At 73.4% G+C, this 25,913-nt stretch carries 20 protein-coding genes; 6 read left to right on the top strand and 14 right to left on the bottom strand.

The annotated features are described in order from the left end of the window. Position 1: 1 nt before the first annotated feature. Genes H0H10_RS28895 through H0H10_RS28880 form a run of 4 tightly spaced genes read right to left on the bottom strand, consistent with a single transcriptional unit; the run spans position 2 to position 6,278 of the window. On the bottom strand, positions 2–1,948 hold the full coding sequence (locus H0H10_RS28895) for an ABC transporter permease (RefSeq protein WP_188184067.1): 1,947 nt from the start codon (positions 1,946–1,948) through the stop codon (positions 2–4). Beyond that, complete coding sequence (locus H0H10_RS28890) at positions 1,948–3,165, bottom strand: quaternary amine ABC transporter ATP-binding protein (protein ID WP_188184066.1); 1,218 nt, start codon at positions 3,163–3,165, stop codon at positions 1,948–1,950. The genes H0H10_RS28895 and H0H10_RS28890 overlap by 1 nt, the downstream gene beginning before the upstream one ends. After that, positions 3,162–4,694 (bottom strand): GMC family oxidoreductase, encoded by a 1,533-nt coding sequence (locus tag H0H10_RS28885; protein ID WP_188184065.1) that lies wholly within the window; start codon positions 4,692–4,694, stop codon positions 3,162–3,164. Before H0H10_RS28885 ends, H0H10_RS28890 begins: the two co-directional genes overlap by 4 nt. A 54-nt stretch (positions 4,695–4,748) precedes the next feature. Next, complete coding sequence (locus H0H10_RS28880; protein ID WP_188184064.1) at positions 4,749–6,278, bottom strand: aldehyde dehydrogenase family protein; 1,530 nt, start codon at positions 6,276–6,278, stop codon at positions 4,749–4,751. 201 nt (positions 6,279–6,479) lie between these two features. Here H0H10_RS28880 and H0H10_RS28875 point away from each other — a divergent pair, with 201 nt between their 5' ends. Beyond that, positions 6,480–7,394 (top strand): helix-turn-helix domain-containing GNAT family N-acetyltransferase, encoded by a 915-nt coding sequence (locus tag H0H10_RS28875; protein WP_188184063.1) that lies wholly within the window; start codon positions 6,480–6,482, stop codon positions 7,392–7,394. Between the two features lie 101 nt (positions 7,395–7,495). Here H0H10_RS28875 and H0H10_RS28870 read toward each other — a convergent pair whose 3' ends face one another. The 4 genes from H0H10_RS28870 to H0H10_RS28855 form a co-directional block, all read right to left on the bottom strand. After that, positions 7,496–8,485 (bottom strand): malate dehydrogenase, encoded by a 990-nt coding sequence (locus H0H10_RS28870; protein WP_188184062.1) that lies wholly within the window; start codon positions 8,483–8,485, stop codon positions 7,496–7,498. A 431-nt stretch (positions 8,486–8,916) separates the two neighbouring features. Then, positions 8,917–10,176, bottom strand: a complete 1,260-nt coding sequence (locus tag H0H10_RS28865) for a helix-turn-helix domain-containing protein (protein ID WP_223180563.1) — start codon at positions 10,174–10,176, stop codon at positions 8,917–8,919. Positions 10,177–10,791: 615 nt separating this feature from the next. Continuing rightward, positions 10,792–11,268 (bottom strand): DUF3017 domain-containing protein, encoded by a 477-nt coding sequence (locus H0H10_RS28860; RefSeq protein WP_188184060.1) that lies wholly within the window; start codon positions 11,266–11,268, stop codon positions 10,792–10,794. Beyond that, positions 11,258–12,112 carry a bifunctional methylenetetrahydrofolate dehydrogenase/methenyltetrahydrofolate cyclohydrolase gene (locus H0H10_RS28855; RefSeq protein ID WP_077800383.1) on the bottom strand — a complete coding sequence of 285 codons (855 nt, stop codon included), beginning with the start codon at positions 12,110–12,112 and terminating at the stop codon, positions 11,258–11,260. The genes H0H10_RS28860 and H0H10_RS28855 overlap by 11 nt, the downstream gene beginning before the upstream one ends. 296 nt (positions 12,113–12,408) lie before the next feature. On the opposite strand from H0H10_RS28855, the gene H0H10_RS28850 reads away from it, so the two are divergent. The 3 genes from H0H10_RS28850 to H0H10_RS28840 all read left to right on the top strand — a co-directional run bounded on the left by H0H10_RS28850 (position 12,409) and on the right by H0H10_RS28840 (position 15,519). After that, entirely contained in the window at positions 12,409–13,050 is a 642-nt protein-coding gene (locus tag H0H10_RS28850) for a hypothetical protein (RefSeq protein ID WP_188184059.1), read from the top strand. Between the two features lie 133 nt (positions 13,051–13,183). Beyond that, positions 13,184–13,930 (top strand): FHA domain-containing protein, encoded by a 747-nt coding sequence (locus H0H10_RS28845; RefSeq protein WP_188184058.1) that lies wholly within the window; start codon positions 13,184–13,186, stop codon positions 13,928–13,930. Next, on the top strand, positions 13,927–15,519 hold the full coding sequence (locus tag H0H10_RS28840) for a serine/threonine protein kinase (protein WP_188184057.1): 1,593 nt from the start codon (positions 13,927–13,929) through the stop codon (positions 15,517–15,519). The genes H0H10_RS28845 and H0H10_RS28840 overlap by 4 nt, the downstream gene beginning before the upstream one ends. Before the next feature lie 45 nt (positions 15,520–15,564). Here the strand turns inward: H0H10_RS28840 and purH are convergent, their stop codons facing one another. Together purH and purN are read right to left on the bottom strand one after the other, a co-directional pair. Beyond that, the gene (gene purH, locus H0H10_RS28835) at positions 15,565–17,130 is read right to left on the bottom strand and encodes a bifunctional phosphoribosylaminoimidazolecarboxamide formyltransferase/IMP cyclohydrolase (RefSeq protein WP_188184056.1); all 1,566 of its coding nucleotides are present in this window, start codon (positions 17,128–17,130) and stop codon (positions 15,565–15,567) included. After that, the gene (purN, locus tag H0H10_RS28830; RefSeq protein ID WP_188184055.1) at positions 17,127–17,756 is read right to left on the bottom strand and encodes a phosphoribosylglycinamide formyltransferase; all 630 of its coding nucleotides are present in this window, start codon (positions 17,754–17,756) and stop codon (positions 17,127–17,129) included. The genes purH and purN overlap by 4 nt, the downstream gene beginning before the upstream one ends. Before the next feature lie 369 nt (positions 17,757–18,125). Here purN and H0H10_RS28825 point away from each other — a divergent pair, with 369 nt between their 5' ends. After that, the gene (locus H0H10_RS28825) at positions 18,126–18,917 is read left to right on the top strand and encodes a hypothetical protein (RefSeq protein WP_188184054.1); all 792 of its coding nucleotides are present in this window, start codon (positions 18,126–18,128) and stop codon (positions 18,915–18,917) included. A gap of 12 nt (positions 18,918–18,929) precedes the next feature. Here the strand turns inward: H0H10_RS28825 and H0H10_RS28820 are convergent, their stop codons facing one another. After that, on the bottom strand, positions 18,930–20,648 hold the full coding sequence (locus tag H0H10_RS28820) for a cell division protein PerM (RefSeq protein ID WP_188184053.1): 1,719 nt from the start codon (positions 20,646–20,648) through the stop codon (positions 18,930–18,932). 104 nt (positions 20,649–20,752) lie between these two features. On the opposite strand from H0H10_RS28820, the gene H0H10_RS28815 reads away from it, so the two are divergent. Further along, positions 20,753–21,721, top strand: coding sequence for a SigE family RNA polymerase sigma factor (locus H0H10_RS28815; RefSeq protein WP_188184052.1), 969 nt, complete (start codon positions 20,753–20,755; stop codon positions 21,719–21,721). A gap of 192 nt (positions 21,722–21,913) precedes the next feature. Here H0H10_RS28815 and sucD read toward each other — a convergent pair whose 3' ends face one another. The 3 genes from sucD to H0H10_RS28800 form a co-directional block, all read right to left on the bottom strand. Beyond that, positions 21,914–22,798: a succinate--CoA ligase subunit alpha gene (sucD, locus tag H0H10_RS28810; protein ID WP_188184051.1), complete on the bottom strand. Its 885-nt coding sequence runs from the start codon at positions 22,796–22,798 to the stop codon at positions 21,914–21,916. 28 nt (positions 22,799–22,826) lie between these two features. Further along, positions 22,827–24,008, bottom strand: a complete 1,182-nt coding sequence (gene sucC, locus H0H10_RS28805) for an ADP-forming succinate--CoA ligase subunit beta (protein WP_188184050.1) — start codon at positions 24,006–24,008, stop codon at positions 22,827–22,829. Between the two features lie 588 nt (positions 24,009–24,596). After that, complete coding sequence (locus H0H10_RS28800; RefSeq protein WP_223180562.1) at positions 24,597–25,784, bottom strand: hypothetical protein; 1,188 nt, start codon at positions 25,782–25,784, stop codon at positions 24,597–24,599. Between the last annotated feature and the right edge of the window lie 129 nt (positions 25,785–25,913).

The raw sequence follows: 25,913 nt of genomic DNA, 5'->3' as shown, positions 1-25,913 counted from the left end.
GTCAGGCTCCCTTCGCCGTACGGCGTCCGGTCGGCTGGGTCACCCGGTCGAGCATCAGGCCGAGGCAGACGATCGCCGCGCCGGCCACCAGGCCGGTCGCCAGATCGCCCTGCGCCAGGCCGAAGACGACCTGGTAGCCGAGGGCGCCGCCGCCGACCAGGCCGCCGATGATGACGACCGCGAGGACGAGCACGACGCCCTGGTTGACGGCGAGCAGCAGGGCCGGCCGGGCCAGCGGGAGCTGGACCTGCCGCAGTTGCTGCCCGCTGGTGGCGCCGAGCGAGCGGGCCGACTCCAGGGCGGCGGGGTCGACCTGGCGCAGTCCCTGGGCGGTGATGCGGACGACGGCCGGGAGGGCGTAGACGACCGCGGCGGCCACGGCCGGCGCGCGGCCGACGCCGAACAGGGCGACGACCGGGATCAGGTACACGAACTGCGGCATCGTCTGGAACACGTCCAGCACGGGCCTCAGCCACCGCTCGAAGCGGTCGCTGCGGGCGGCGGCGATGCCGGTGGCGAAGCCGATGACGAGGGTGACGGCGACGGCCGCGAGGACCTGCGAGAGCGTGTCCAGGGACGGCTTCCACACCCCGAGCACACCGATCGCGGCCAGGGCGAGGACGGCGGTGAGCGCGGTGCGCCAGGTGCCGATCAGCCAGGCCAGGGCGGCGACGATCAGCAGCACGGACCACCAGGGCAGCCACTGCAGGCCGTCTCGGAGCGGGTCGAGGACCCAGGTGGTGAAGCGGCCGGCCCAGTCGGCGGTGCCGCCGACGACGGGCACGCCGGAGTACAGGTGCGCGGTCATCCAGTCGACGGCGCGGTTGACCGGCTCGGCGATGTTCGCCTCCCACGCCTCGGGCCACTCCAGGAGCCCGGCGAGCCGGCCGGCGACCGCCACGGCGACGGCGGCGGCCAGGGCGTAGGCCCACTGGGCGGGAGCCGCCGGGGCGTCGTCCACCAGCCGCTCCCCCGCCGCTCCCGTGACCCGGTCCAGGACGACGGCGAGCAGCACGATCGGGATGCCGGCCGCGAGGGCGGCGCCGACATCGACGGAGGCCAGTGCCTGGTAGACGCGGTCGCCGAGGCCGCCGGCGCCGATGACCGACGCGATGACCGCCATGGAGAGGGCCATCATGATCGTCTGGTTGAGGCCGAGGAGGAGTTCCCTGCGGGCCAGCGGGATGCGGGCGGTCAGCAGTCGCTGGCGGGCGGTGGTGCCGAGGGACTCGACGGCCTCCAGGACCTCCTTGTCGGCGCCGCGCAGGCCGAGGGCGGTGAGCCGCGCCATGGGCGGGGCGGCGTAGACGACGGTGGCGAGGACGGCGGCGGGTACGCCGATGCCGAAGACCAGGACGACGGGCAGCAGGTAGGCGAAGGCCGGCAGCACCTGCATGGTGTCCAGGACCGGGCGCAGGACACGGTCCATCCGGTCGGACAGCCCGGCGGCCAGCCCCAGCAGCGCGCCGGCGACGACGGACGCGAGGACCGCGACGACCATCAGGGCGAGGGTCTGCATGGTCGGCACCCACATGCCGAGCAGCCCGCAGGCCAGGAACGCCGCCGCCGTGCCGAGCGCGAGCTTCACGCCGGCGACCCGCCAGGCGACGAGGGCGCCGACGGCCGTGACGCCCGCCCAGCCCACGGCGAGCAGCGCCAGGTAGACGGCGCGTACGGACAGGACGACGGCGTTGCTGACGTGGCCGAAGAAGTACAGGAACAGGGGGTGGCCGTCCCGGTTGTCGATGATCCAGTCGCTGGCCTTGCCGAGCGGTTCGGATACGTCGACGGTGAAGGCGGCCGGCCAGGTGCCGCTGGACCACTGGGCGTGGGCCAGCGGTACGAGGATCGCGGCGGCGGCCGCGAGGATCAGGAGCTTGCGGACGGCTCGGTTGGCGAGGATGCCCGGCGGCGACGCCTTCTGGGCCGTTGCAGTGATCGTTGCCATTACACCGGCTCCTCGCTGGGGGTGGCCGGGGCGGTCGGCTCACGGCGCTCGGCCGGTGCCGCTGCGCCCACCCTCCCCCGCTCTCGGCTTCGCTCGAGCGGGGGGACCCCCATCGCCCCAGCGGCACGACTGCCCGCAGCCACGTCGGCTGTGCCCGCCACGACCGACAGCAGCGCTTCCGCGTCGACCACGCCCAGGCAGCGGCCGTCGGACATGACGCGGGCGGCCGAGCCGGCGCGGGCGACGGCCTCGATGGCCTCGGACACGGTGGCGTCGGGCCGCAGGGCCGGGCCGCCGTCGGTCTCGTCGGAGGACGACGCGGGACGCATGGCCGTACGGACCGTCATGACCTGCTCGCGCGGTACGTCGCGGACGAACTCGCGCACGTAGTCGTCGGCGGGCGAGCCGACGATCTCCTCGGGGGTGCCGAGCTGTACGACACGGCCGTCGCGCATCAGGGCGATGCGGTCGCCCAGCTTCAGGGCCTCCTGGAGGTCGTGGGTGATGAAGACCATCGTGCGGCCCTCCTCGCGGTGCAGCCGGACGACCTCCTCCTGCATCTCGCGCCTGATCAGCGGGTCGAGCGCGCTGAACGGCTCGTCGAAGAGCAGGACCTCGGGGTCGGCGGCGAGGGCGCGGGCGAGGCCGACGCGCTGCCGCTGGCCGCCGGAGAGCTGGCCCGGACGGCGGTGTTCCAGCCCCTCCAGGCCGACCTTGGCGACGACCCGGGCGGCCCGCTCGCGCCGCTCGGCGCGGCCCATGCCCTGGACCTGGAGGCCGTAGGCCACGTTGTCGAGGACGGTGCGGTGCGGGAGCAGGCCGAAGTGCTGGAAGACCATGGCGGCGCGGTGGCGGCGCAGTTCGCGCAGCCGGGCCTTGTCCATGGCGCGGACGTCCTCGCCGTCGATGGCGATGGTGCCCGCGGTCGGCTCGATCAGCCGGGTCAGGCAGCGCACCAGCGTGGACTTGCCGGAGCCGGACAGGCCCATGACGACGAACACCTCGCCCTTGCGCACGTCGAAGGAGACGTCCCGGACGGCGGCCGTGCAGCCGGTGCGGGAGCGCAGCTCGGCCGGGGTGAGGGCGGCCAGTGCGGGGTCGGCGGGGACGCGGCCGGCCTTCGGGCCGAAGACCTTCCACAGGCCGTCCACGGAGAAGACCGGGGCCGAGGACCGCGTGGTATCCGGCGGCGTACTGGTGCCGGTGGCGGTACTCATCGGGCATCACCGCCGATCAGCTCGACGGCCCGCTCCCCGACCATGAGCACGCCGATCATCGGATTCACGGCCGGCATGGTCGGGAACACGGAGGCGTCGGCGACGCGGATGCCCTCCAGGCCGCGGATGCGCAGCTCGGGGTCGACGACCGCCTGCTCGTCGTCGGCGGCGCCCATGCGGCAGGTGCCGGCCGGGTGGTAGACGGTGTGGGCGGCCTTGCGGGCGTACTCGCTCAGTTCCTCGTCGCCGGTGATGCCCGGGCCCGGGCACACCTCCCGCTTGAGCCAGCCGGCCAGCGGCTCGGCCTTGGCGATCTCGCGGGCGATGCGGATGCCGTCGACGAGGGTACGGCCGTCGTAGTCGTCCTCGTCGGTGAAGTAGCGGAAGTCGAGCGCGGGCTTGACCTCCGGGTCGGCGCTGGTCAGGTAGAGGCGGCCGCGGCTCTTCGGCTTGGGGATGTTGGGGGTCATCGAGACGCCGAACTCCGGCCGCTCGTAGCCCAGTCGCTCCGGGTTGTCCGTGAACGGGATCTGGTAGAAGTGGAACATCAGGTCCGGGCCCGCGTGGGCGGGGTCGCGGCGCACGAACAGGCCGGCGTCGGAGTCCATCGCGGAGTTGTCCGGGATGGGGCCGTTCGTCTCCCAGACGATCACCGACTCGGGGTGGTCGAGCAGGTTCTCGCCGACGCCGGGCAGGTCGTGGACCACGGGTATGCCGAGCGCTTCGAGGTCTTCACGCGGACCGATTCCGGAGTGCAGCAGCAGGCGGGGCGAGTCGACGGCGCCGGCGCACAGCACGACCTCGTTGCGGGCGCGGACGAGGAACTCCTCGCCGTCCTTGGTGCGGACGTGGACGCCCTCGGCGCGGTTGCCGTTCAGCTCCAGCTTGTACGCCCAGGTCTCCAGCAGGATCGTCAGGTTGGGGCGTTCGTCCATCACCGGGTGGAGGTACGCCACCGACGCCGACGAGCGCTTGTTGTTCTCCGGGTGGTAGGCGAGGTCGAAGAAGCCGACGCCCTCGGTGAACGGCTTCTTGTTGAAGCCCTCGATCCGGGGGACCTGGAGCGCCTTCTGGGCGGCGTCGACGAAGTCGCGGGCGATGGCGTTCCGGTCCTTCTCGTCGACGGGGACGATGTTGTTCAGGAGGCGGGCGTAGTACGCCTCCATCTGCACCGCGCCCCAGCCCTTGGCGCCGGCGGCCTCCCACTCGTCCCAGTCGGACGGCAGCGGCTTGAAGGCGATGAGCGTGTTGTGCGACGAGCAGCCGCCGAGCACGCGGGCGCGACTGTGCCGGATGTGGGAGTTGCCGCGCGGCTGTTCGGTGGTCGGGTAGTCGTAGTCCAGTTCGCCGCCGAGCAGGCCCATCCAGCGGCGCAGCGTCAGGACGTCGTCGCGGCCGACGTCGCTGGGGCCGCCCTCGATGACGGCGACGGTGGTGTCCGGGTTCTCGGTCAGCCGGGAGGCGATGACCGAGCCCGCGGTGCCGCCGCCGATGACGACGTAGTCGTAGACACGGGGGGTCTCGGGCATGGGGGGACTCCTGTGGTGCGTGGGGACGAGGAGGTTTTGCGGGGGGCGGGCAGTTCAGCCGGCGAACCAGCGGACGGGCTTCGGCGCGAGGTTCTGGTAGACGTGCTTGGTCTCGCGGTACTCGGCGAGGCCGGCGGGGCCGAGTTCGCGGCCGGTGCCGCTCTTGCCGAAGCCGCCCCACTCCGCCTGCGGGAGGTAGGGGTGGAAGTCGTTGATCCAGACGGTGCCGTGCCGCAGCCGGCCGGCGACCCGGCGGGCCCGGCCCGCGTCCGCGGTCCACACGGCGCCGGCGAGGCCGTACTCGGTGTCGTTGGCGAGGGCGACGGCCTCGTCCTCGGTGCGGAAGGTCTCGACGGTGAGGACGGGTCCGAAGACCTCCTCGCGGACGACACGCATCCCGCGGTGGCAGTGGTCGAGCACGGTCGGCTCGTAGAAGTAGCCGCTCTGCGGCCGCTGGGGGGACGGCTCGGGGCGCCTGCCGCCGCAGCGCAGCACCGCGCCCTCGGCCAGCGCGGAGGCGACGTACTCCTCGGTCTTCGCACGCTGCTGCTCGGAGACGAGGGGGCCGCACTCGACGCCGTCCTCGGTGCCGCGGCCGAGGCGGATCCTCTCGGCGCGGCGGGCGAGTTCGGCGACGAAGCGTTCGCGGACCGGCTCCTCGACGATCAGGCGGGAGCCCGCGGAGCAGACCTGGCCGCTGTGGATGAAGGCCGCGTTGAGGGCCTGGTCGACGGCGGTGTCGAAGCCCTCCTCGGTGGCGCAGGCGTCGGCGAAGACGACGTTGGGGTTCTTGCCGCCGAGTTCGAGGGCGACCTTCTTGACGGTGACGGCGGCGGCCCGGGCGACCTTGGTGCCGCTGGCGAGGCCGCCGGTGAAGGAGACGAGGTCGACGTCGGGGTGCTCGGCGAGCCGGGCGCCGACCGTGTGGCCCGGGCCGGTGACGATGTTGGCGACGCCGGCGGGGAGACCGGCCTCGATCAGCAGGTCGATGAGGGCGACCGTGGTGAGCGGCGTGATCTCACTGGGCTTGATCACGAAGGTGTTGCCGGCGGCGAGCGCGGGCGCGATCTTCCAACTGGCCTGGAGCAGGGGATAGTTCCAGGGCGTGATCATCGCGCAGACGCCGACCGGCTCGTGCACGACGACGCTGTGGACGTCGGGCGAGCCGGCGTCGACGACCCGGCCCGGGGCCTCGGCGGCGACCAGGTCCGCGAAGTAGCGGAAGGCGTCGGCGACGCAGTCGATGTCGACGCGGCCCTCCTCGACGGTCTTGCCCGCGTCCCGGCTCTCCAGCAGGCCGAGCTTCTCGCGGTCACGGACGAGGAGGCCGGCCACGCGGCGCAGGAGCGCGGCGCGTTCGGCGACCGGGGTGTGCGGCCAGCCGCCCTCGTCGAAGGCGCGGCGCGCGGCGGCCACCGCGAGGTCGGCGTCCTTCTCGTCGCCCTCCGAGACCACGGCGAACGGCCGGGCGTCCGCGGGGTCGAGGATCTCGCGCGTGCCGCCGGAGGACGCCTCGTGCCACTCGCCTCCCGCGTGGATGGTGCCGCGCTTCCGCTCCGCCTGGAGTTCCGTTCCGTCCGCCATGATCCGGTTTTTGCCTTCCGTCGCTGTTCGGCGTCCCTGTGTCACACACGTGTCACTCCCAGGACCGTGGGCCCCCTGCCCTGCGCCTCCGGGGGCATGCGGAATCGGCGGCCGAAAGTGCCCCGTGTCACTGACAAGAGCGATAAAAGGGACGGAACGCCACTGGACCCCGGCATTTCCTTTGACTAAAGTCAAAGAAATATGGAGCCAGTGTCGACCGACGACGTGACGGCGTTCCGCCGTTTCAACCGCTACTTCACACGCCGTATCGGCGTCCTCGACGACCACTACCTGGGCCAGGACCGCCCGCTCGGCGAGGCCCGGCTGCTCTACGAGATCGCCGGGAGCGAGGCCGGCGTCTCCCTGCGGGACCTGCGCGGCCGCCTCGGCCTGGACGCCGGGTATCTCAGCCGCATGGTCAGGACGCTCCAGGCCCAGGGCATGGTCCGGCTGGGCGTGCACCCGGACGACAGCCGGCTGCGCACGGTCGAGCCGACCCCCGCCGGCCGGGCCGAGGTCGAGGAGCAGAACCGGCGGGCCGGCGCGCTCACGGCCGGGCTGCTGCAGGGGCTCGCCCCGGACCAGCGCCGGGAGCTGACCGAGGCGTTGGCGACCGCCCAGCGCCTGCTGCGGCTGGCCGGCATCACCGTCGAACGGGTCGACGGTCACGCACCGGACGCGCGCGCCTGTCTGGACGCGTACGCCGCCGACCTGGACGCGCGCTTCCCCGAGGGGTTCGACAAGTCCGACCTCGTGGGCCCCGAGGAGGTGTCGGGGGACGCCGGGGCGTTCTTCGTCGCGTACGAGGAGGGCCGGCCGGTCGGCTGCGGCGCGCTGCGGCGGCTGGAGCCCGGCGTCGGCGAGATCAAGCACGTGTGGGTGGACCCCGGGGCCCGGCGGCTGGGGCTGGCGCGCCGGCTGCTCGACGCCCTGGAGGGCGAGGCGGCCGCCCGTGGTCTCACCGTCGTACGGCTCGACACGCACGCCGTGCTCACCGAGGCGCAGGCGATGTACCAGGCGTGCGGCTACACGGAGATCCCGGCGTACACCGACCACGTGTACGCCGGGCACTGGTTCGAGAAGCGGCTGGGGAGCGGTCCGGAATCCCGGCGGTGACCCGCGGCAAGGGGAACGGAAACGGGAACGGGCCCCGTTCCGGCGGCAATCCGGAACGGGGCCCGTGGGCGGGCCGACGAGCGGCCCGATCGCTGCGGGACTCAGATGAGGCCGAGACCGCGGACCGCCTCGCGCTCCTCCGACAGCTCCTTGACGGAGGCGTCGATGCGGGCGCGGGAGAACTCGTTGACGTCCAGGCCTTGGACGATCTCGTACTTGCCGTCCTTGCAGGTGACCGGGAAGGAGGAGATCAGGCCCTCCGGGACGCCGTAGGAGCCGTCCGACGGGATGCCCATGGAGGTCCAGTCGCCCTCGGCGGTGCCGTTGACCCAGGTGTGGACGTGGTCGACGGCGGCGTTGGCGGCGGAGGCGGCCGAGGAGGCGCCGCGGGCCTCGATGATGGCGGCACCGCGCTTGGCGACGGTCGGGATGAAGTCGTCGGCCAGCCACTTCTCGTCGCCCACGACCTCGGCGGCGTTCTTGCCGGCGACCGTGGCGTGGAAGATGTCCGGGTACTGGGTGGCGGAGTGGTTGCCCCAGATGGTGAGGCGCTTGATCTCCGAGACCGGGACGCCGGTCTTCTTCGACAGCTGGGTCAGGGCGCGGTTGTGGTCCAGGCGGGTCATCGCGGTGAAGCGCTCGGCCGGCACGTCCGGGGCGGCGGCCTGGGCGATCAGCGCGTTGGTGTTGGCCGGGTTGCCGACGACGAGCACCTTGATGTCGTCCGCGGCGTGGTCGTTGATGGCCTTGCCCTGCGGCTTGAAGATGCCGCCGTTGGCCTCCAGGAGGTCACCGCGCTCCATGCCCTTGGTGCGGGGGCGGGCGCCCACGAGGAGGGCGACGTTGGCGCCGTCGAAGGCCACGTTCGGGTCGTCGGTGATGTCGATGCCCTGCAGGAGCGGGAACGCGCAGTCGTCCAGCTCCATCGCGGTGCCCTCGGCGGCCTTGAGCGCCGGGGTGATCTCCAGCAGGCGCAGCCTGACCGGCACGTCCGCGCCGAGCAGCTGGCCGGAGGCGATGCGGAAGAGCAGGGCGTAACCGATCTGGCCGGCCGCGCCGGTGACGGTGACGTTCACGGGAGTGCGGGTCATGGCGTTCTCCGTATGACAGCTGGCGGTGGGGCGGTCCCTGCCCCGGGTGGGACGTACAGATGATCGATCTCTTGGCGTCAAGATAGATCCAGCGGTCAGGCTATCGCGCCCTCGGGATCCCGGACGTCCGGGTCGGTGTGGCCCGTCCCACAGGACCGCCCACTCGGCGGGCCGGCCCGGGAGGCCGCCGCCGCGCGGGCAGAAGAAGAGGCGGCCGCCTGTCCGGGAGAGGAGGGACGAAGGCGACCGCCGTTGGGGGATACCGTTGCCGGACTCCCGTGGGGGTACTGTTCGCGTGCCCGGGCCGCCCCCGCCCATGCCTGCTCCGAACGGATTCTTTCTGCGGGTTTCCAGGGCCGTCCGGGTCGTCCGTGTCTTCAGGGGTCGGTCCGCGTCTTCCGGGGGTCGTCCCCGTCCTCCCGGTCTGTCCGCTACTGCGTGCAGCCCTTCTGGCCCGACGCGAGCGTCACGCAGGCCTTGGCCTCGGCGGCGTTCTTGACCGCCACCATGGGCGTGTATGCGACCGTGTCGCCGGCAGCCGTGATCGAGCCCGTCTGCCGGTTCTTGCCGTCCGCGCTGACCTGCACCTCGTCGCCCTGGCCGGCCTGGGTGACCCGGCCCCACGCGGTGCCGCAGGTCTTGCTGTAGCGAACCTCGACGACGGCGGTGCCGACGGTGGCGGTGCTGGCCGTGGTCACCAGGTCGCCGCCGCAGCCCATGATCTCCGCGTCCTTGCCGGTGCAGAGGTCACCGCTGCACTTCACCCCCGGCGGCAGCTCGGGGTTGGTGCTGACGGTGGGGGACGGGGACGCCTTCCCGCCCTCGTTCTCCTTCTCGCCGCCGTCGTTCAGCAGGAAGAAGGCACCCGCGACGACGACGAGCACGCCGACGACGCCCGCGACGAACGTCGTCATCCGCCTGCCGCCGCCGGAGGACCCGCGCGAACGACTCCCCGCCCGCGGGGGCTCCCCGTACGCGCCGCCGGCATCGGCACCCCGGGGAACGGCGGACGCGGCCGGAACGCCCGCGTCGTGCGCCACCCGCGCGCCGCCACCGAGGCCCGCGGTCCCGGCCCCGACGCCCGCGGTCCCGGCCCTGCGGCCACCGGACGGCGACGGTCCCCGGTAGCCGGCGAGGCCCCACGAGTTGCCGTCGGAGGCACCGGCCGAGGGGGCGGACGAGCCGCCGCCGCGGACCGCGCGGCCGGCCGAGTCGGCGCTGTCGGCGGCCGTCGGCTGCGCGGGCACGACCGGCGGCAGCGTCGGCGACACACCCGCCGGACCGGCGACCCCGGGGCTGATCGTGGCGCTGCCGCCCTTGCTGCCCGTCTTGCCGCCCTTGCCGCTGCGGGAGTTCGCCGGGGGCGTGCCCAGTTCGCCGAGCGCGGCACGCGCCTGGGAGATCCGGATGGCCTCCATGGTCATGTCGTGCCGCATCTCCGAGCGGCTCCAGGCACGCTCGGCCAGCTCCCACATGGTGGTCAGGTGGACGGGATTGGTCCCCGTCACCTCGGCCAGGGCCACGATGGCGCCCTTCGGGGCCAGCAGACGGCCGTTGAGATAGCGCTCCCAGGACGTCTTGCTGTAGCCCGTGGCGTCCGCCACCGCCGCAATGCTCAGATCGCTGCGGTCCACGAGTCGGCGCAACTGGCCGACGAACTCTCTGATCTGCGGATCGAGTTCATCCGGCAAGGCCCTCCAACGAGGCATTGCTTCCCCCCTCTTCCCCCCGGTGACGTGCTGTTTCGGTCCCCCGCTCGGCCCCCGCGCGTGGCGTCCCGCGCAGAGTCCCGTTCTGGCTACCCACAGGGATGCGCCCGGTCAGGATCTCAGTTCCCGGGGTGGGGGCGCACGGGTGCGCAGAAGCCGCGAGCATGCACCGTCGCACGCCCACCGGCTCGTGGTCCAGTGTCCCACCGGCGTTCCTGTGCATCGAACAGAACCCCCGCCGGCGTTCCCCGGCACCGCACGGAACCCCGGCCGTCGTGACGCCACCCCCCGGCCCGTCGTACGGGACGCCACGGACGTCCCGATTGACCACGCTAACCCCGTCCTTGAACGACTTGGCAGCAAATCCGCGAACTTGTCAATACTTCCGCACACGGATCGCACATGTGCGGTCACGTCGGGCACACGGGCCCCGTCTCTCCCGGACTCCGTAGCGGAACGGTCACTTCCGTGCCACAGCGCCCTGACAGCCGTTGAACAGGCCGTTCGACGTGCAGGAGGGTTGGTCACGGCGGCGGCCCGTCCTCCCACGGGGGAGAGGACGGGCCGCCGTTCTCCGGCTCTTCGGGCCGGTGCCGCCTACTGGCTGACCGTGAAGTGCAGGGTGTCCTTGAGGAACGGGATCTCCAGCAACGGGTTCGGCTGGGCCATCATCGCCAGCAGGACGATGGCGAGGCCGAGCACGCCGTAGGTGGCGATGTCCGTGAAACGGGAACGCACGGCGAGCATGCCGACGTCCGGCACGACCCAGCGCAGCCCGGCGCCCGCCAGCAGCGCGACGCCGATCAGCAGCGTGCCGTAGCGGAACACGTCCAGCGCGGTCAGCAGCAGGCCGAGGCCGACCAGGCAGATCACGGTGAGCACGGGCCACTGCCGGGCGGGCGCGGGGGCGTCGCCGGAGGCGGCCCGGCCGCCGCCCTCGGGGCGCGCGGTGTCGCGCGTGAACAACGGGAAACGACGCGTGGTGCGCCGCGGCCTGCCCTCGGCGTCGGGCGCGCTGACGGCGTCCCGGGCCGTGGCCTCCTCCGGCCGCTCGGCGTCCGCCTCAGCCGGCACTGCGCTCCGCCGCCTCGACCACGTTGACGAGCAGCTGGGCCCGGGTCATCGGGCCGACGCCGCCGGGGTTCGGGGAGATCCAGGCGGCCACCTCGGCGACGTCCGGGTGGACGTCGCCCACGATCTTGCCCTCGGCGTTGCGCGAGACGCCGACGTCGAGGACGGCCGCGCCCGGCTTGACGTCCTCGGCGCGGACCAGGTGCGGGGAGCCGGCGGCGGCCACGATGATGTCGGCGCGCTTGAGGTGGGCGGACAGGTCACGGGTGCCGGTGTGGCACTGGGTCACCGTGGCGTTCTCGCTGCGCCGGGTGAGCAGCAGCGGCATCGGGCGGCCGATGGTGACGCCGCGGCCGACGACCACGACCTCCGCGCCCTTGATCTCCACGCCGTAGCGGCGCAGCAGGGTGAGGATGCCGTTGGGGGTGCAGGGCAGCGGCGCGGGCTCGTTGAGGACGAGGCGGCCGAGGTTCATCGGGTGCAGGCCGTCCGCGTCCTTGTCCGGGTCCATCAGTTCCAGGATGCGGTTCTCGTCGATGCCCTTGGGCAGCGGCAGCTGCACGATGTACCCGGTGCAGGCCGGGTCCTCGTTCAGCTCGCGGACGACCGCCTCGATCTCCTCCTGGGTCGCCGTGCCCGGAAGTTCGCGCTGGATGGAGGCGATGCCGACCTGGGCGCAGTCGCGGTGCTTCCCGGCGACGTACTTCTGGCTGCCGGGGTCGTCGCCGACCAGGACGGTGCCGAGGCCGGGCGTGACGCCCTTCTCCTTCAGCGCCGCCACGCGGGCGGCCAGTTCGGACTTGATCGCGGCTGCGGTGGCCTTGCCATCGAGAATCTGGGCGGTCATGCCCCCATCCTCGCGGATGACCGGCCCCCTGTTCCAATCCGGCCGCCGTCCGGGCACCGCCCGGGAAGCATCCGGGCACCACGGGACACGTCCCCCGTGTCCGGTATTGATCATGGATGTTGCACTTGCACAACACCTCGCGAATGCGGCTGGACAAGCCAGTGGCGGTCGAGAACCATGGGGCAGCACAGTGCCGCGGGCAGTACCGGGGGGACGAACCGCAACCACCTGTAGAAACTTCCTCCGAACCGTGCCGCGCGTCCCCGCACATGGAGCACATCGGAGGAAGGACCGCCATGAGTTTCGGCGACCCGAACAATCCCTACGGGCCCCCACCCGCGCAGCCGCCGGCCGCTCCCGGCTACGGATACCCCCAGCAGCCCCCCGGCGCGCCGCAGCAGGGCTACGGCTTCCCGCAGCAGCAGGCGTATCCCGGCTACCCCGGCGCGAACCAGATGATGCCGCAGTCGATGCCGGGGCTGCTGGTGACGGCCCGGGTGTTCCTGTACATCATCTCGGCCGTGCAGATCATCGGCGGCCTGATCTACCTGTACGTCGCCGCCTTCGTGAACGACGTGTCGGACTCGGCGGACTCGCTGAGCACGTCCTCCGACGATCCGTTCAGCGACCTCGGTGACTTGGGTGACGCCGCGGCCGGGCTCATCGCCGGCATCGCGATCTTCCTGCTCGCGCTGGCGGCCCTGTCCATCACCCTGGGCGTCAAGTTCGGCCGCGGCGGCCAGGGTGTCCGCATCACCACGGTCATCTACGGCGCGCTCGGCACCATCGTCGGTCTGCTGCTCCTCTTCGTCGGCCTCGACTCGGGCCTGGCCTCGGCGATCATCTTCCCGTTGCTGTGGGTCGTCTTCGGCGCCGTCATCACCGCCGCTCCGGTGGTGCCCAGCGGTACTGCCTGGTTCAGCCGCCCGCGCTACTGAACGCGCCCCGGCGACTGAACAGTTCGCGCCAAACACACCCAAGGGCCGTGTCTCACCCGTACGAGGGGAGACACGGCCCTGGTGCGTCGCCCTAGTCTGGCGTGGGTAGCCGTCAGGCACGGGGAGACGCACCTTGTACAGCATCATCGTGGTACCTCCGCCGACCACGGAGGACGAACGCAGCCGCACCCAGCTCCGCCTCGCCCCCGGCGAGCGGCTCGTCTTCGGACGGTCCGTGCCCGCCGGCGGCCTGCTGATCGAGCACGACGGGGTCTCCCGCAGAGCCGGTGAGATCACCGCCCACGGCACCTTCTGGGCCCTGAGCAACCTCTCGGGCCACCAGACGTACGTGGTGGAGAACCCGGAGGGCGCGGGCGAGCACATCAAGGTGGCACCGGGGCGCCTGGAGGCGCCCGTGCCCTTCGAGTTCTCCCGGATCGTGCTGCCCGCCGCAGGCGATCTGCTGCCGGTCGAGGTGTGGGCGCCCCGCCACGACTACCTGCGCGCCGAGGACGGCGCCGACGGCGAACCGACCGCCCCCGCCTTCTCCGTCGACCGCACCAAGCGCTACTTCGCGGTCCTGGCCGCGCTGTGCGAGCCCCGGCTGCGCGGCGCGCCGCACGCCCCGCTGCCGACCATGGACCAGGTCGTCGAACGGCTCCGCCCGACCTGGCCGGCCGCCTCGCGCACGTCGGTGCAGTGGAACATCGACTACCTGGCCGTGAAGCTGCGCCTGAAGCCGGGCCCGGAGACGGCCGAGCCGGGGCCTCGGCTGAACGGCAAGAAGGAGTCGCTGGTCTCCCTGGCGCTCCGCTTCGACCTGGTCCGCGAGGACGACCTGGTGATCCTCACGGAGCCCTCCGGACAGGCGCACCGGTGAGCGAGCCGTACGCGGTGCCCGTGCCGAAGGGGTACCGGGTGGGCGTCTGGGAGGTGCGCGAGCCGATCGCCACGGGCGCCTTCGGCAGCGTGTACGCCGCCCGCCGCACCGGCGACGGCGGCGGGCAGCTGCCGCGGACCGCCGCCCTGAAGTTCCTGCCGACCGGCACGGACACCCCCCGGCAACTCGCTCACCTGCGCGAACTGATCGAGCGCGAGGTCGAGTTGCTGCGCCGGCTGAAGCGGCCCCGGCTGATCCGGATGTACGAGACCCTCACCGTCGACGACCCGGCCGACCCGCGGCTGGACGGCGCCACCGTCCTCGTCCTGGAGAAGGCGGAGGGCTCCCTGTCCGCCCGGCTGGCCGCGGAGCCCCGGCCGCCCGCCGGGCCCGCGCTGCTCGCCCAGGTCTGCGCGGGGCTCGCCCAGCTGCACCGGGCGGGCTGGGTGCACGGCGATCTGAAGCCGGCCAACGTGCTGCTGATGGCGGACGGTTCGGTGCGGCTCGCCGACTTCAACATGGCCGCCGAGCTGGAGGGCACCCACGCCTACACGCCCGCCTTCTCCACGCCCGACTACACCCCGCCCGAGCTGCTGTGGTCGGAGATCGGCGAACGCGGCCGCCGGATCCGCCCGTCCGCGGACGTGTGGGCCTTCGGCGTCCTCGCCCACCTGGTCCTCACGGGCTCCTTCCCGCTGCCCGGCGCCACCCCGGCAACCCGCCGCGACGCGGCCGCCGCCTACGCCCGGGGCACCGACGAACTGCGCCTGTCGCCCGAACTGCCGGACGCCTGGCGGGACATCGTGCGGTCCTGTCTGACCCGTACGCACGCCGACCGCATCGGCACCGAGGCGCTGCTGCGCCGGGTGGAGGCCGCCACGGGCGGTGCGGACGGTGCGGGCGGCGGCACGGGACGGCTGCCGCTGCTGCGGCGCCCGTTCGCACGGGGCGGTCACCGCACGGGCGGCCGGCGGACGGTCCTCGCCGCGTCGGCGGCCACCGTCGTGGTCGCCGGGCTCGGCTACGGCATCACCACCTGGGCCGGCGACCGCTCGGACCCCGGCGGCGCGGACGGCCGGGGCGGGGCCGTGCCGGCCGCCTCCTACGGCGCCGAGGAGCTGCGCACCGACCGGGGCGTCCCGGCCGCCTACCGGCTGCTGATCGTGGAGACGGCGCACGACTGCGAGCGCCCGGAGGTCAGCCCGCCCCTGATCGCCGCCATGCTGAGGGTGGAGAGCGACTTCGACCCGAACCTCTCCGATCCCGCCAAGGACGAGTACGGGATCGCCCGCTGGACGCCGAGCGTGCTGCGCTGGTGGATGAACGCCGACGGCACCCCCGGGGAGACGGTCCCCGAACCGCCGTTCCCGCCCGCCGAGTCCATCCCGGCGATGGGCCGCTACCTGTGCTGGATCACGCCCCGCCTCGACGCCGGGCTGCCGGGCGACCGCCGGGTGCTGATCGCCGTCTCCTACCGGACGTCGTACGCGCGTGTGAACGACGCGGCCGGGGTTCCCCCGAAGTACCGCGACTACGCCGACCGCGTCGCTCACTACCTCAAGAAGTACACCCCGCCCGGCCGGAAGTGACCCTGTGAGGTCAGAGGGGGCCGGCGGGCCCCCTCTGGTTTCGGATCAGTGGAAGAAGTGCCGCGTCCCCGTGAAGTACATCGTCACGCCGGCCTTCTTCGCCGCCTCGACGACCTGCTCGTCACGGATCGAGCCGCCGGGCTGCACGATGGCCCGGACGCCGGCGTCGATCAGGATCTGGGGGCCGTCGGGGAACGGGAAGAACGCGTCGGAGGCCGCGTAGGCACCGCGCGCCCGCTCCTCGCCGGCCCGCTCCACCGCGAGACGGCAGGAGTCGACCCGGTTGACCTGGCCCATGCCGACGCCGACCGAGGCGCCGTCCTTGGCGAGCAGGATCGCGTTGGACTTCACGGCCCGGCAGGCCTTCCAGGCGAAGGCCAGCTCGGCCAGCTCCGCCTCCGGCAGGGCCTCGCCGCTGGCCAGCGTCCAGGTGGCCGGGTCGTCGCCGTCGGCCTGGAGGCGGTCGGCGACCTGGAGGAGGGCGCCGCCGTCGATCGGCTTGACCTCGACCGGGGCGGCGGGGGCCTCGGGGGCGCGCAGCACGCGGATGTTCTTCTTCTTGGTGAGGGCTTCGAGGGCGCCGTCCTCGTAGTCCGGGGCCACGATGACCTCGGTGAAGATCTCCGCGACCTGCTCGGCCATCTCCTTGCTGACCGGGCGGTTCACGGCGATCACGCCGCCGAACGCGGACAGCGGGTCGCAGGCGTGCGCCTTGCGGTGGGCCTCGGCGACGTCGGCGCCGACCGCGATGCCGCACGGGTTGGCGTGCTTGATGATCGCGACGCACGGCTCGTCGTGGTCGTACGCGGCACGGCGGGCGGCGTCCGTGTCCGTGTAGTTGTTGTACGACATCTCCTTGCCGTGCAGCTGCTCGGCCTGCGCGAGGCCGCCGCCCTCGGGCGAGGTGTAGAGGGCGGCGGGCTGGTGCGGGTTCTCGCCGTAGCGCAGGGTGTGCGCGCGGTCGTACGTGGCGCCGAGGAAGTCCGGGAAGCGCGACTCGTCGACCGGGGCGTACTCGGAGGCGAACCAGGAGGCGACCGCGACGTCGTAGGCGGCCGTGTGCTGGAACGCCTCGGCGGCCAGGCGCTTGCGGGCGGCCAGGTCGAAGCCGCCGTCCTTCGCGGCGGCCAGGACGTCGGCGTACCGGGCGGGGCTGGTGACCACGGCCACGGAGGGGTGGTTCTTGGCGGCGGCGCGGACCATGGAGGGGCCGCCGATGTCGATCTGCTCGACGCACTCGTCGGGGGTGGCGCCCGAGGCGACGGTCTCGCGGAACGGGTAGAGGTTGACCACGACCAGGTCGAACGGCTCCACGCCCAGCTCGGCGAGCTGCTGCCGGTGGCTGTCCAGGCGCAGGTCGGCGAGGATGCCGGCGTGGACCTTGGGGTGCAGGGTCTTCACCCGGCCGTCCAGGCACTCGGGGAAGCCCGTGAGGTCCTCGACCTTGGTGACCGGGACGCCGGCGGCGGAGATGCGGGCGGCCGTGGAACCGGTGGAGACGAGCTCCACGCCCGCCTCGTGCAGGCCGCGGGCGAGCTCCTCCAGCCCGGTCTTGTCGTAGACGCTGACGAGCGCCCGGCGAAGGGGCCGCTTGTTGCTCTCGGCGGTCACTGGATAACTACCTTTCGTCCCTCAATGCGATAGCCGTTGCGGGCGAGACGCCCCACGACATCGACGAGCAGCCTTCGCTCGACTTCTTTGATGCGCTCGTGCAGCGCGCTCTCGTCGTCCTCGTCCCGGACCTCCACCACGCCCTGCGCGATGATCGGCCCGGTGTCGACGCCGTCGTCGACGAAGTGGACGGTGCAGCCGGTGACCTTGGCGCCGTACGCGAGTGCGTCGCGCACGCCGTGGGCTCCCGGGAAACTGGGCAGGAGGGCGGGGTGGGTGTTGACGAACCGCCCCCCGAAACGGGCCAGGAACTCCTTGCCCACGATCTTCATGAACCCGGCCGAGACGACGAGGTCCGGCTCGTGGGCGGCCACGGCCTCGGCGAGCGCCGCGTCCCACTCCTCGCGGGTCCCGTAGTCCTTGACCCTCGTCACGAAGGTCGGCAGTCCGGCGCGCTCGGCGCGCGCGAGCCCCTCGATGCCGTCGCGGTCGGCGCCGACGGCCACGATCTCGGCTCCGTAGGCCTCGACGCCGGTTTCGGCGATCTCGTCGAGGAGCGCCTGCAGATTGGTGCCGGATCCGGAGACCAGCACGACGAGGCGCTTGGCCACGGGCTTGGCGGCCACGGTGGGGCCCTTTCTCGGGGAAGCGGTTCTGTGCGGTCGGTCCGTACGGTCGTTTGTGCAGTCGTACGAATGCTTCGCGCCCCCTGATACGGGGAAGTCTACGAAGCGGCCGACCGTCAGCAACGATACCGGCACACGGGACGGCCCCCTCGGGACGGGGGCGTGGCCGGAAGGTAGCGTCTGGATGGAGCGGGACCGGGAACGCCGCTCATGGACCGCGCGTTCACCAGTCGTGCCCACCGGTTCGGCGGCGGGGGTTCATCCCTGCAGTTCGAACCACTGTTCGCTTCACCGTTCGTCACGACGGTCACGACCGTCACGACCACTCGTAACCACGATTCGTATCGCCAAGGGGAAGACGCTCACTTGATGCCGGACCGCAGCCTGCGACTGCTCACGCTCCCCCAGCAGTCGGCGCAGGGAGGAGAGCGCAGCGCCGTGCTGCTGCGGGAGCGCCCGTCCTCGCCGCCCGACGCGTCCTCGGACCGGAGGAACGGCGGCGAGCAGGGCGGCGGGACCCAGGACGACAACCCGTTCGCGCCGCCGCCGGAGGGCACGCCGGACTCCCCGTGGCAGCCGCGGCACCCGGCGGGCGGCGAGGGCTCCCAGGACGGTGAGGGTTCCCAGGGCGGCGGGCGCTCGCCGTGGGGCCGCCAGTGGAGCGACCGGCAGCCCGGCCGGTCGTCCGGCGGCTTCGGCGAGCGGCCGGGCGGATCCGGCTCCGAGGGACCGGGCGGCGGTCCGGGCCCGCGCTGGGACCCGACGGACCCCGTCCAGCGGCGCGCCCGCTATGCGCTCCTGTGCGGCATGTGGGCCCTGTTCTTCGCGCTGTTCAGCTGGCCGTACGTGGCGCTGCTGCTCGGCGCGCTGTCCCTGTACTGGGGCATCAGCTCGCTGCGCGCCAAGCCCCGCACCGCCACCGACCCCGACCGTCCGGCCCCGGCCTCCGACCCGGCCGTCCGCCCGCAGCGCACCGCCGCGGTCAGCGGCCTGGTCACGTCCTCGCTGGCCCTCGTCCTGGTCGCCGCCTCCTTCACCGCGCAGCTCGTCTACCGCGACTACTACACGTGTCAGAGCGACGCCCTGACCAGCGAGGCGAAGCAGTCGTGCAGCCGGCACCTGCCGGAGGAGCTGCGGGGCGTGCTGGGCACGGACGGCTGACGCCCGGCCGCCTCACCGGGTGCGGGGCGGCTCCGCCGGGGAGTCGGCGGGCGGGAGGCCGTAGGCGCTGAGCGCGTCGTCGTCCTGGTCGTAGAGGCCGACCGGCACGGCGGCCTCGTCGGCCTCCGCCGTCGCCGGCGCCTCCTGGGCGGCCTTGTCCGTCCCGCGCGTGAACCGGCCGCCCAGCGACGGCAGCGGCATCCGGAACCGGCGCCCACCGGTTCCGGCCGGCGCCGGGGGCGGAGCCGGTGGGCGCCGGTCGCCTACGTCGCCGGGGGCGGCCGCCGGCGTCCGCTCCGGACGGCTCCGTCCGTGGCACCTCCAGGCGCGTACCCCCACCGCCACGGGAACGGCCACCACCCCGGTCCACACCAGCGCTGCGCCCCCGGCCTGCCACCACACCGGCCCGAACCGGGCGAGGGCGCCGTCCCCGAGCGCCCCGCCCGACCAGGCGGCGAGCAGGGCGACGAGGGCCGCGCACAGCAGGGCGGCCAGGCCCGCGGCGGCAGCGGTGCGGCCGAGGGGCCACGGCGCGGTGTCCGGGTCACCGCTTCCGGCCGTCGTCGTCATCCGGTCGGCGCCGGCTGTTGTCTTCCGTTCGGCGCCGGCTGTCGTCCCAGGGTCCGTGTCGGGCGTCGTGGCCGCCCGGGCGGTGAACCACCCCACCGTCACCCCGGCCGCGACCGGCACCGCACCCGCCGCCCAGTGCAGCGTCGTGCCCGGGCCCGCGTCCGGCACCGCCGCCAGCAGCGGGAAGGGCGGCAGCAGCCGGACGGGGTCCGAGGCGAAGGGGTTCACGAGGTGACCGGCGCCGAGGACGAAGCCCGGGCCGAGGGCGTACGCCGCCGCCCACACCGCCGCGTTCGGCACCAGCGTCAGGCAGAGCAGCAGCACGGCGAACTGCCCCGGCCATCCCTCGGCCAGCCGCTGGAAGGACCCGCGGGCGGCCCCGCCGTGCCAGATCAGGGAGCCGGCGAGCAGCAACCCCCCACCGCCGAGCAGCACCGCCACCCCGGCGCCCGCGGCGCGCGCCGCGGCGCCCGGGCGCGCATCCCGCCCGAGGATCAGCTCCCGCGTCCACGACGGCAGCGCGGCCCGCACACGCCCCACCGGCCCACAGGGGCGGCCGTGCGCCGTCAGCACCCCGACCCCGGCCGCGCCCATGACGGCCAGCGGGAGGCACAGCACCGTCCAGGGCCACGAGGGCCGCGGCTCGCCGCCCGCGGCGTACAGCACGGCCGGCGTGCCGACGGCCAGGTAGCCGAGGACGACGCCCCGCCACGCGGCGCGCGGGGAGACGGGTGGCGGGCCGGGGTCCGCCGCGCGGCCCGGGCCGGCCCCGGCGCTCGCGCCCCCGTCGCCCTCGGCGCCGCCGTCCATGGCGTCCCGTGCCGCCCGGTACACCAGCCACAGCGGCAGGACGAGCAGCAGCAGCGGGGTGACGCCCACGGGCGCGGGCGCGCCGGAGAGCGTGTCGCCGCGCACCAGCTCGACACCGTGTGCCAGCACCCACAGCGTCGCGGCGACGTGCAGCGAGCCGCCGGGTCCGTCGTCGGGGTACGGCGAGCTGATCCACAGCACCGTCACGAGCACGGTGATCGAACCGAGCCCCAGCCCCGCCGCGACCGCGCCACCCAGGAGGCCGCCGGCCAGCCCGGGCGCCCGCGACCGGTCGCGCCACCGGATGAGCAGCAGGGTCAGCAGGGCTCGGCGAGCGGTCGTCTGGATCACGCCGCCATGCTCCCAACGACACGCGCTTTCCCGTCGTAACGGGCGAAGCACCGCTGTGTCGCTCAATATATGCTTATGTACTTTTTCGCGCGAAGGGGTGCCCTGTGACGCAGAGCCCTGACACCCCGCTCCCCCCTCCCGAGGCGCGCCGACGTCTGCGCGAGGCCGCCTCGCTGACGTGGGCTCAGCTCGCGGCGCGGGTGGGCGCCGCCCGTGAGGCGGTACGTGCGGAGGAGGACGACCGGGCGACTCCACGGGACCGGGAACGGGAAGCGCCCCTGACGCCCGCTCAGGCGTTCGATGCCCTGTACGACTTCAGCGCCCCGGCCCTCGCACGGCAGACCTTCCTGCTGACCGGCCGCCGGGAGCTGGCCCGCGAGTCGGTCGAGCGGGCCTTCCGACTGGCCTGGGAACGCTGGCCGGAGGTGGCCCGCGACCCCGACCCGGTGGGCTGGGTGCGGGCGGCGTCGTACGAGTACGCCCTCTCCCCCTGGCAGCGCTTCCGTCCGCGCCACCGGCACCCGGAACCGCCGCCTGCCGACCCCTCCGGCCGCGCCCTGCTGGACGCGTTGCTGGCGCTTCCGCCGCCCCATCGCCGCACGCTCCTGCTCCACGACGGGGTCGGTCTCGGCCTGCCCGAGACGGCCGCGGAGACCGAGGCCAGCACCCCGGCGGCGGCCGGCCGGCTGCTGCGTGCCCGGGAGTCCGTCGCCGCCCTCCTGCCCGAGCTGGCGGACCCGGAGGAGCTGCACCGGCGGCTGACCGCGCTGGCGTCGGCGGAGCGGCTGCGGGCGGAGGCCGCGTCGGCGGTGCGGATGGGCAGCGAGCGCCGGGCGCGGTTCTGGACACGGACGGCGGTCGCCTTCACGGCCGCCCTGGTCGGCACCACGGTCCTGACCCTGCGCACGGCTCCCGCCCAGTACGAACCACCCGTGGCACCGGGGTCGACGGTGCGCGGCGTGCCGCCCCGGACGGCGCCGGGACCGCTGTCGGACGAGCAGCTCGAGCTGCGTCACAAGCTCCGGAGCGAGTTGCAGGACGGGCCGGAGAGGCTGGTGCCCGAACCGGGGTGACGGCCCGGATGCGCTCCGGGTCCGCCCGAGATCCCGCTCCGGGTCCGCCGCGGGTCCCGCACCGGAACAGAGCCGCCGCGGAAACGGCAGCGGGCCCGCCCCCGGGAAGGAGGCGGGCCCGCTGCCGTGCGCGGAAGGTCCCGGCCCGGCTCGGCCTGGCCTCGGCCTGGCCTCGGGCCTGGGAGGCCGTCCTCAGCCGGCGAGGATGGCGCGCGCGAGCTTGGCCGTCTCGGTCGGCGTCTTGCCGACCTTGACGCCGGCGGCCTCCAGGGCCTCCTTCTTGGCCTGTGCGGTGCCGGAAGAACCGGAGACGATGGCGCCGGCGTGGCCCATGGTCTTGCCCTCGGGCGCGGTGAAGCCCGCGACGTAGCCGACGACCGGCTTGGTCACGTTGTCCTTGATGAAGGCCGCGGCCCGCTCCTCGGCGTCGCCGCCGATCTCGCCGATCATGACGATCAGGTCGGTGTCGGGGTCGTCCTGGAAGGCGGCGAGCGCGTCGATGTGCGTGGTGCCGATGATCGGGTCACCACCGATGCCGACGGCGGTCGAGAAGCCGATGTCGCGCAGCTCGTACATCATCTGGTACGTCAGCGTGCCGGACTTCGACACCAGGCCGATGCGGCCCGGCTTGGTGATGTCGCCCGGGATGATGCCGACGTTGGACTGGCCCGGGGTGATGATGCCGGGGCAGTTCGGGCCGATGATGCGGGTCTTGTTGCCCTTCTTGCCGGCGTACGCCCAGAAGGCGGCCGTGTCGTGCACGGCGATGCCCTCGGTGATCACGACGGCCAGCGGGATCTCGGCGTCGATGGCCTCGACGACCGCGTCCTTGGTGAACTTCTCCGGCACGAAGATGACCGAGACGTTGGCGCCGGTCTTCTCGATGGCCTCCTTGACGGTGCCGAAGACCGGTACCTCGGTGCCGTCGAAGTCCACGGAGGTGCCCGCCTTGCGCGGGTTCACGCCGCCCACGACGTTCGTGCCGTCACCGAGCATGAGCTTGGTGTGCTTCATGCCGGTGGAGCCGGTCATGCCCTGGACGATGACCTTGCTGTCCTTGTTGAGCCAGATAGCCATGGTGTGTTGGTGTCCTCGTCCTGAGTGCTTACTTGGCGGCGTGGGCCAGCTCGGCGGCCTTGTCGGCCGCGCCGTCCATGGTGTCGACGCGCTGGACCAGCGGGTGGTCGGCGTCGGTGAGGATCTGCCGGCCCAGCTCGGCGTTGTTGCCGTCGAGGCGGACGACGAGCGGCTTGGTGACCTGCTCGCCGCGGTCCTCCAGCAGCTTCAGGGCCTGGACGATGCCGTTGGCGACCTCGTCACAGGCGGTGATGCCACCGAAGACGTTGACGAAGACGGACTTGACGTCCGGGTCGCCGAGGATGATCTCCAGGCCGTTGGCCATGACCTGGGCGGAGGCGCCACCGCCGATGTCCAGGAAGTTGGCCGGCTTGACGTTGCCGTGCTTCTCACCGGCGTACGCGACGACGTCCAGGGTCGACATGACCAGGCCCGCGCCGTTGCCGATGATGCCGACCTCGCCGTCGAGCTTGACGTAGTTGAGGTTCTTCTCCTTGGCGGCGGCCTCGAGCGGGTTGGCCGCGGCCTTGTCGTGGAGCTCCTCGAAGTCGGGGTGACGGAACTCGGCGTTGTCGTCGAGCGACACCTTGCCGTCGAGGGCGATGACGTCGCCGGAGGCGACCTTCGCCAGCGGGTTGACCTCGACCAGGAGGGCGTCCTCCTTGATGAAGGTGTCCCACAGCTTGACGAGGACGTTCACGACCTTGTCGGCGACCTCGGCCGGGAACTTCGCGGCCTCGACGATCTCGCGCGCCTTCTCGGGGGTCACGCCCTCGATGGCGTCGATCGGGGTCTTGGCGACGGCCTCCGGACGGGTGGCCGCCACCTCCTCGATCTCCATGCCGCCCTCGACGGACGCGATGGAGAGGAAGGTGCGGTTGGCACGGTCGAGGAGGAAGGAGACGTAGTACTCCTCGACGATCTCCGGAGCGGTCTCGGCGATCATCACCTTGTGGACCGTGTGGCCCTTGATGTCCATGCCGAGGATGTCCGTCGCGCGGGCGACGGCCTCGTCCGGGGTGGCGGCCAGCTTCACGCCACCGGCCTTGCCGCGGCCACCGACCTTCACCTGAGCCTTGACGACGGACTTGCCGCCCAGACGCTCGGTGATCTCGCGCGCCGCCTCAGGCGTGTCGATGACTTCACCGGCCAGCACCGGTACATCGTGCTTGGCGAAGAGGTCCCTCGCCTGGTACTCGAACAGGTCCACGCGCTTCCGTCCCTATCAGTGATCTCGCGGTTCGTTGGATGCGTGGGCGTGCCGCGAAGGGCAACGTGACGTCCGCATGTGTCACAAGGGAGGCGCACACGGTGTCCGAGCGCGCGGCATGTCCGTCTCGCAGGTTATCGCCGCTTGCGGGGGGTCTCTAAATCGCGAGTCACACCTGCGCGGTGATACCTGTCACATGATGCCGTCCTCTCTGGCACGGGGTGCCGTGTGTGAGGGGCGTCGGTGCGCGGGCGGGCGGCGTGGGGCCTCACCGGGCTGGGGTTGACCCGGTGAGGCCCGTCGGGATTCTCCGTGTGCCGCACGGTGCGGCCCCACGGAGTGCGGGCCGGCCGGTCCCCACCCCAATGGGGACCGGCCGACCCCATCCGCGGGGTTCCGGCCGGCCGGGGGCCGACGGCTTTCGGCCTTCCGGGGCCGGGTACCCCGCGGAGTCGGTCGTCCGCCCCGGTCGTCACGCTCCGGCGGGCGGACGCGTTGCCCGCGTCCGCCGCGGTCGCGCTGCGCGGGGCGGTGCGCCGGGTGCGGCGCCGGGTGGAGCGTTCGTGCCGGTCTGACCGGTCGGACCGGTCAGACGCGGTACGGGGCGGCGGTCCGGTGGGCGTCGTGGGCGTAGCCGTGGACGGCCGGCTGGTGCACGCCCTGGGCGTGGTCCGCAGTGACCGACTGGTACACGCCCTGGGCGTAGCCCGGGGTGACCGACTCGGCCACGCCCAGGGCGCCGGTGACGGCGTGACCGGCCAGCGGGGCCGCGGTGTCGCCGACGGTTCCGGTCAGGTCCTGGGCGAAGGGCGCGACCTGCCCGGTGACGCCCTGGGCGAACGGGGAGACCTCGCCGACGACGCCGTCCGCGAAGGGCGCCGCGTGGCCCGCGACCCCGTACGCCAGCTCCGTGGCGCTGCCACCGACGCCCTGGACGACCGGGCGGACGGTCTCCACGACGGCGTCGACGACGGGCCGCACGGCACCGGTGACCCCGTCGGCGAAGGGCGGCACCTCGCCGGCGACGCCCCCGGCGAAGGGTCCGGCCTGTCCGGCCACGCCCTGCGCGAGCGGCGGTACGGCGCCCACGACGCCGCCCGCGAAGGGCCGCACGTCGCCCACGACGCCGTGCGCCACCGCGCCCGCGTCACCGACGGCCTGCCCGGCGACGGGCACCACGCCCCGCACGGCGGTGTTCGCGACCGGCGGCAGCACGGCGTCCGCGGTGTCGCCGGTGACCTGCCCGACCAGACCGGTGGCGTACGGCGGTACGTCGGCGGCCACACCGTCGACGACCCGGACCACGCCGGCCACGGCGTGCCCGGCGACCGGCTCGGCGCCCGTCACGGCCCGGTCGGCGACCGGCGGGACGGCCGCGTCGGCGGTCTCCCCGACGACCGGCGTCACCGCGCCGGGGACGCCGGCCACGGTGTCCTGCGCGGCGGCCGGGGCCTGCTCCAGCTGGGGTGCGAATGCGGAGAGGGGGCCGAAGAGGTAGTCGATGTCGTCCTCGGCGGACTCGGACCCGGCCTCGGGCGTCTGGATCTGCGGGGCCTCGGGCCGGGGGGCCTGCACGGACCGGTCGGCGGCCTCCCGGACGTCGGAGACGGTGCCGTCGGCCGTGTCCGTCACGGCGTCGGCGGTGGTGTCGGCGGTGTCCGGTACGGAGACGGAGACGGAGGGCAGCTCGTCCGCACTGGCGACGGCGGAGCCGAGCGCCCAGGCACCGGTCACGCCGGCGGCTATGACGATGGAACGGCGGATGTTCTTGTTCATGGGTGGGTCAGGGTCCTTCACAAGCTTGGGGACATTTCCGGCGCCGGGCCGGCGGTGCTCCGCGGCGGCCCCGGCTTCCTCCCTCCGGGAACGAGGGTTTCCGGAGGGGCGGGCAGACCTTTCCGCCCC

The sequence above is a fragment of the Streptomyces griseicoloratus genome (assembly GCF_014534645.1).
In the GTDB taxonomy this organism is placed as follows: Bacteria; Actinomycetota; Actinomycetes; order Streptomycetales; family Streptomycetaceae; genus Streptomyces; species Streptomyces griseicoloratus.
The sequence above is the reverse complement of the archived record's forward strand: the minus strand, read 5'-3'. Positions and strand labels throughout refer to the sequence as shown.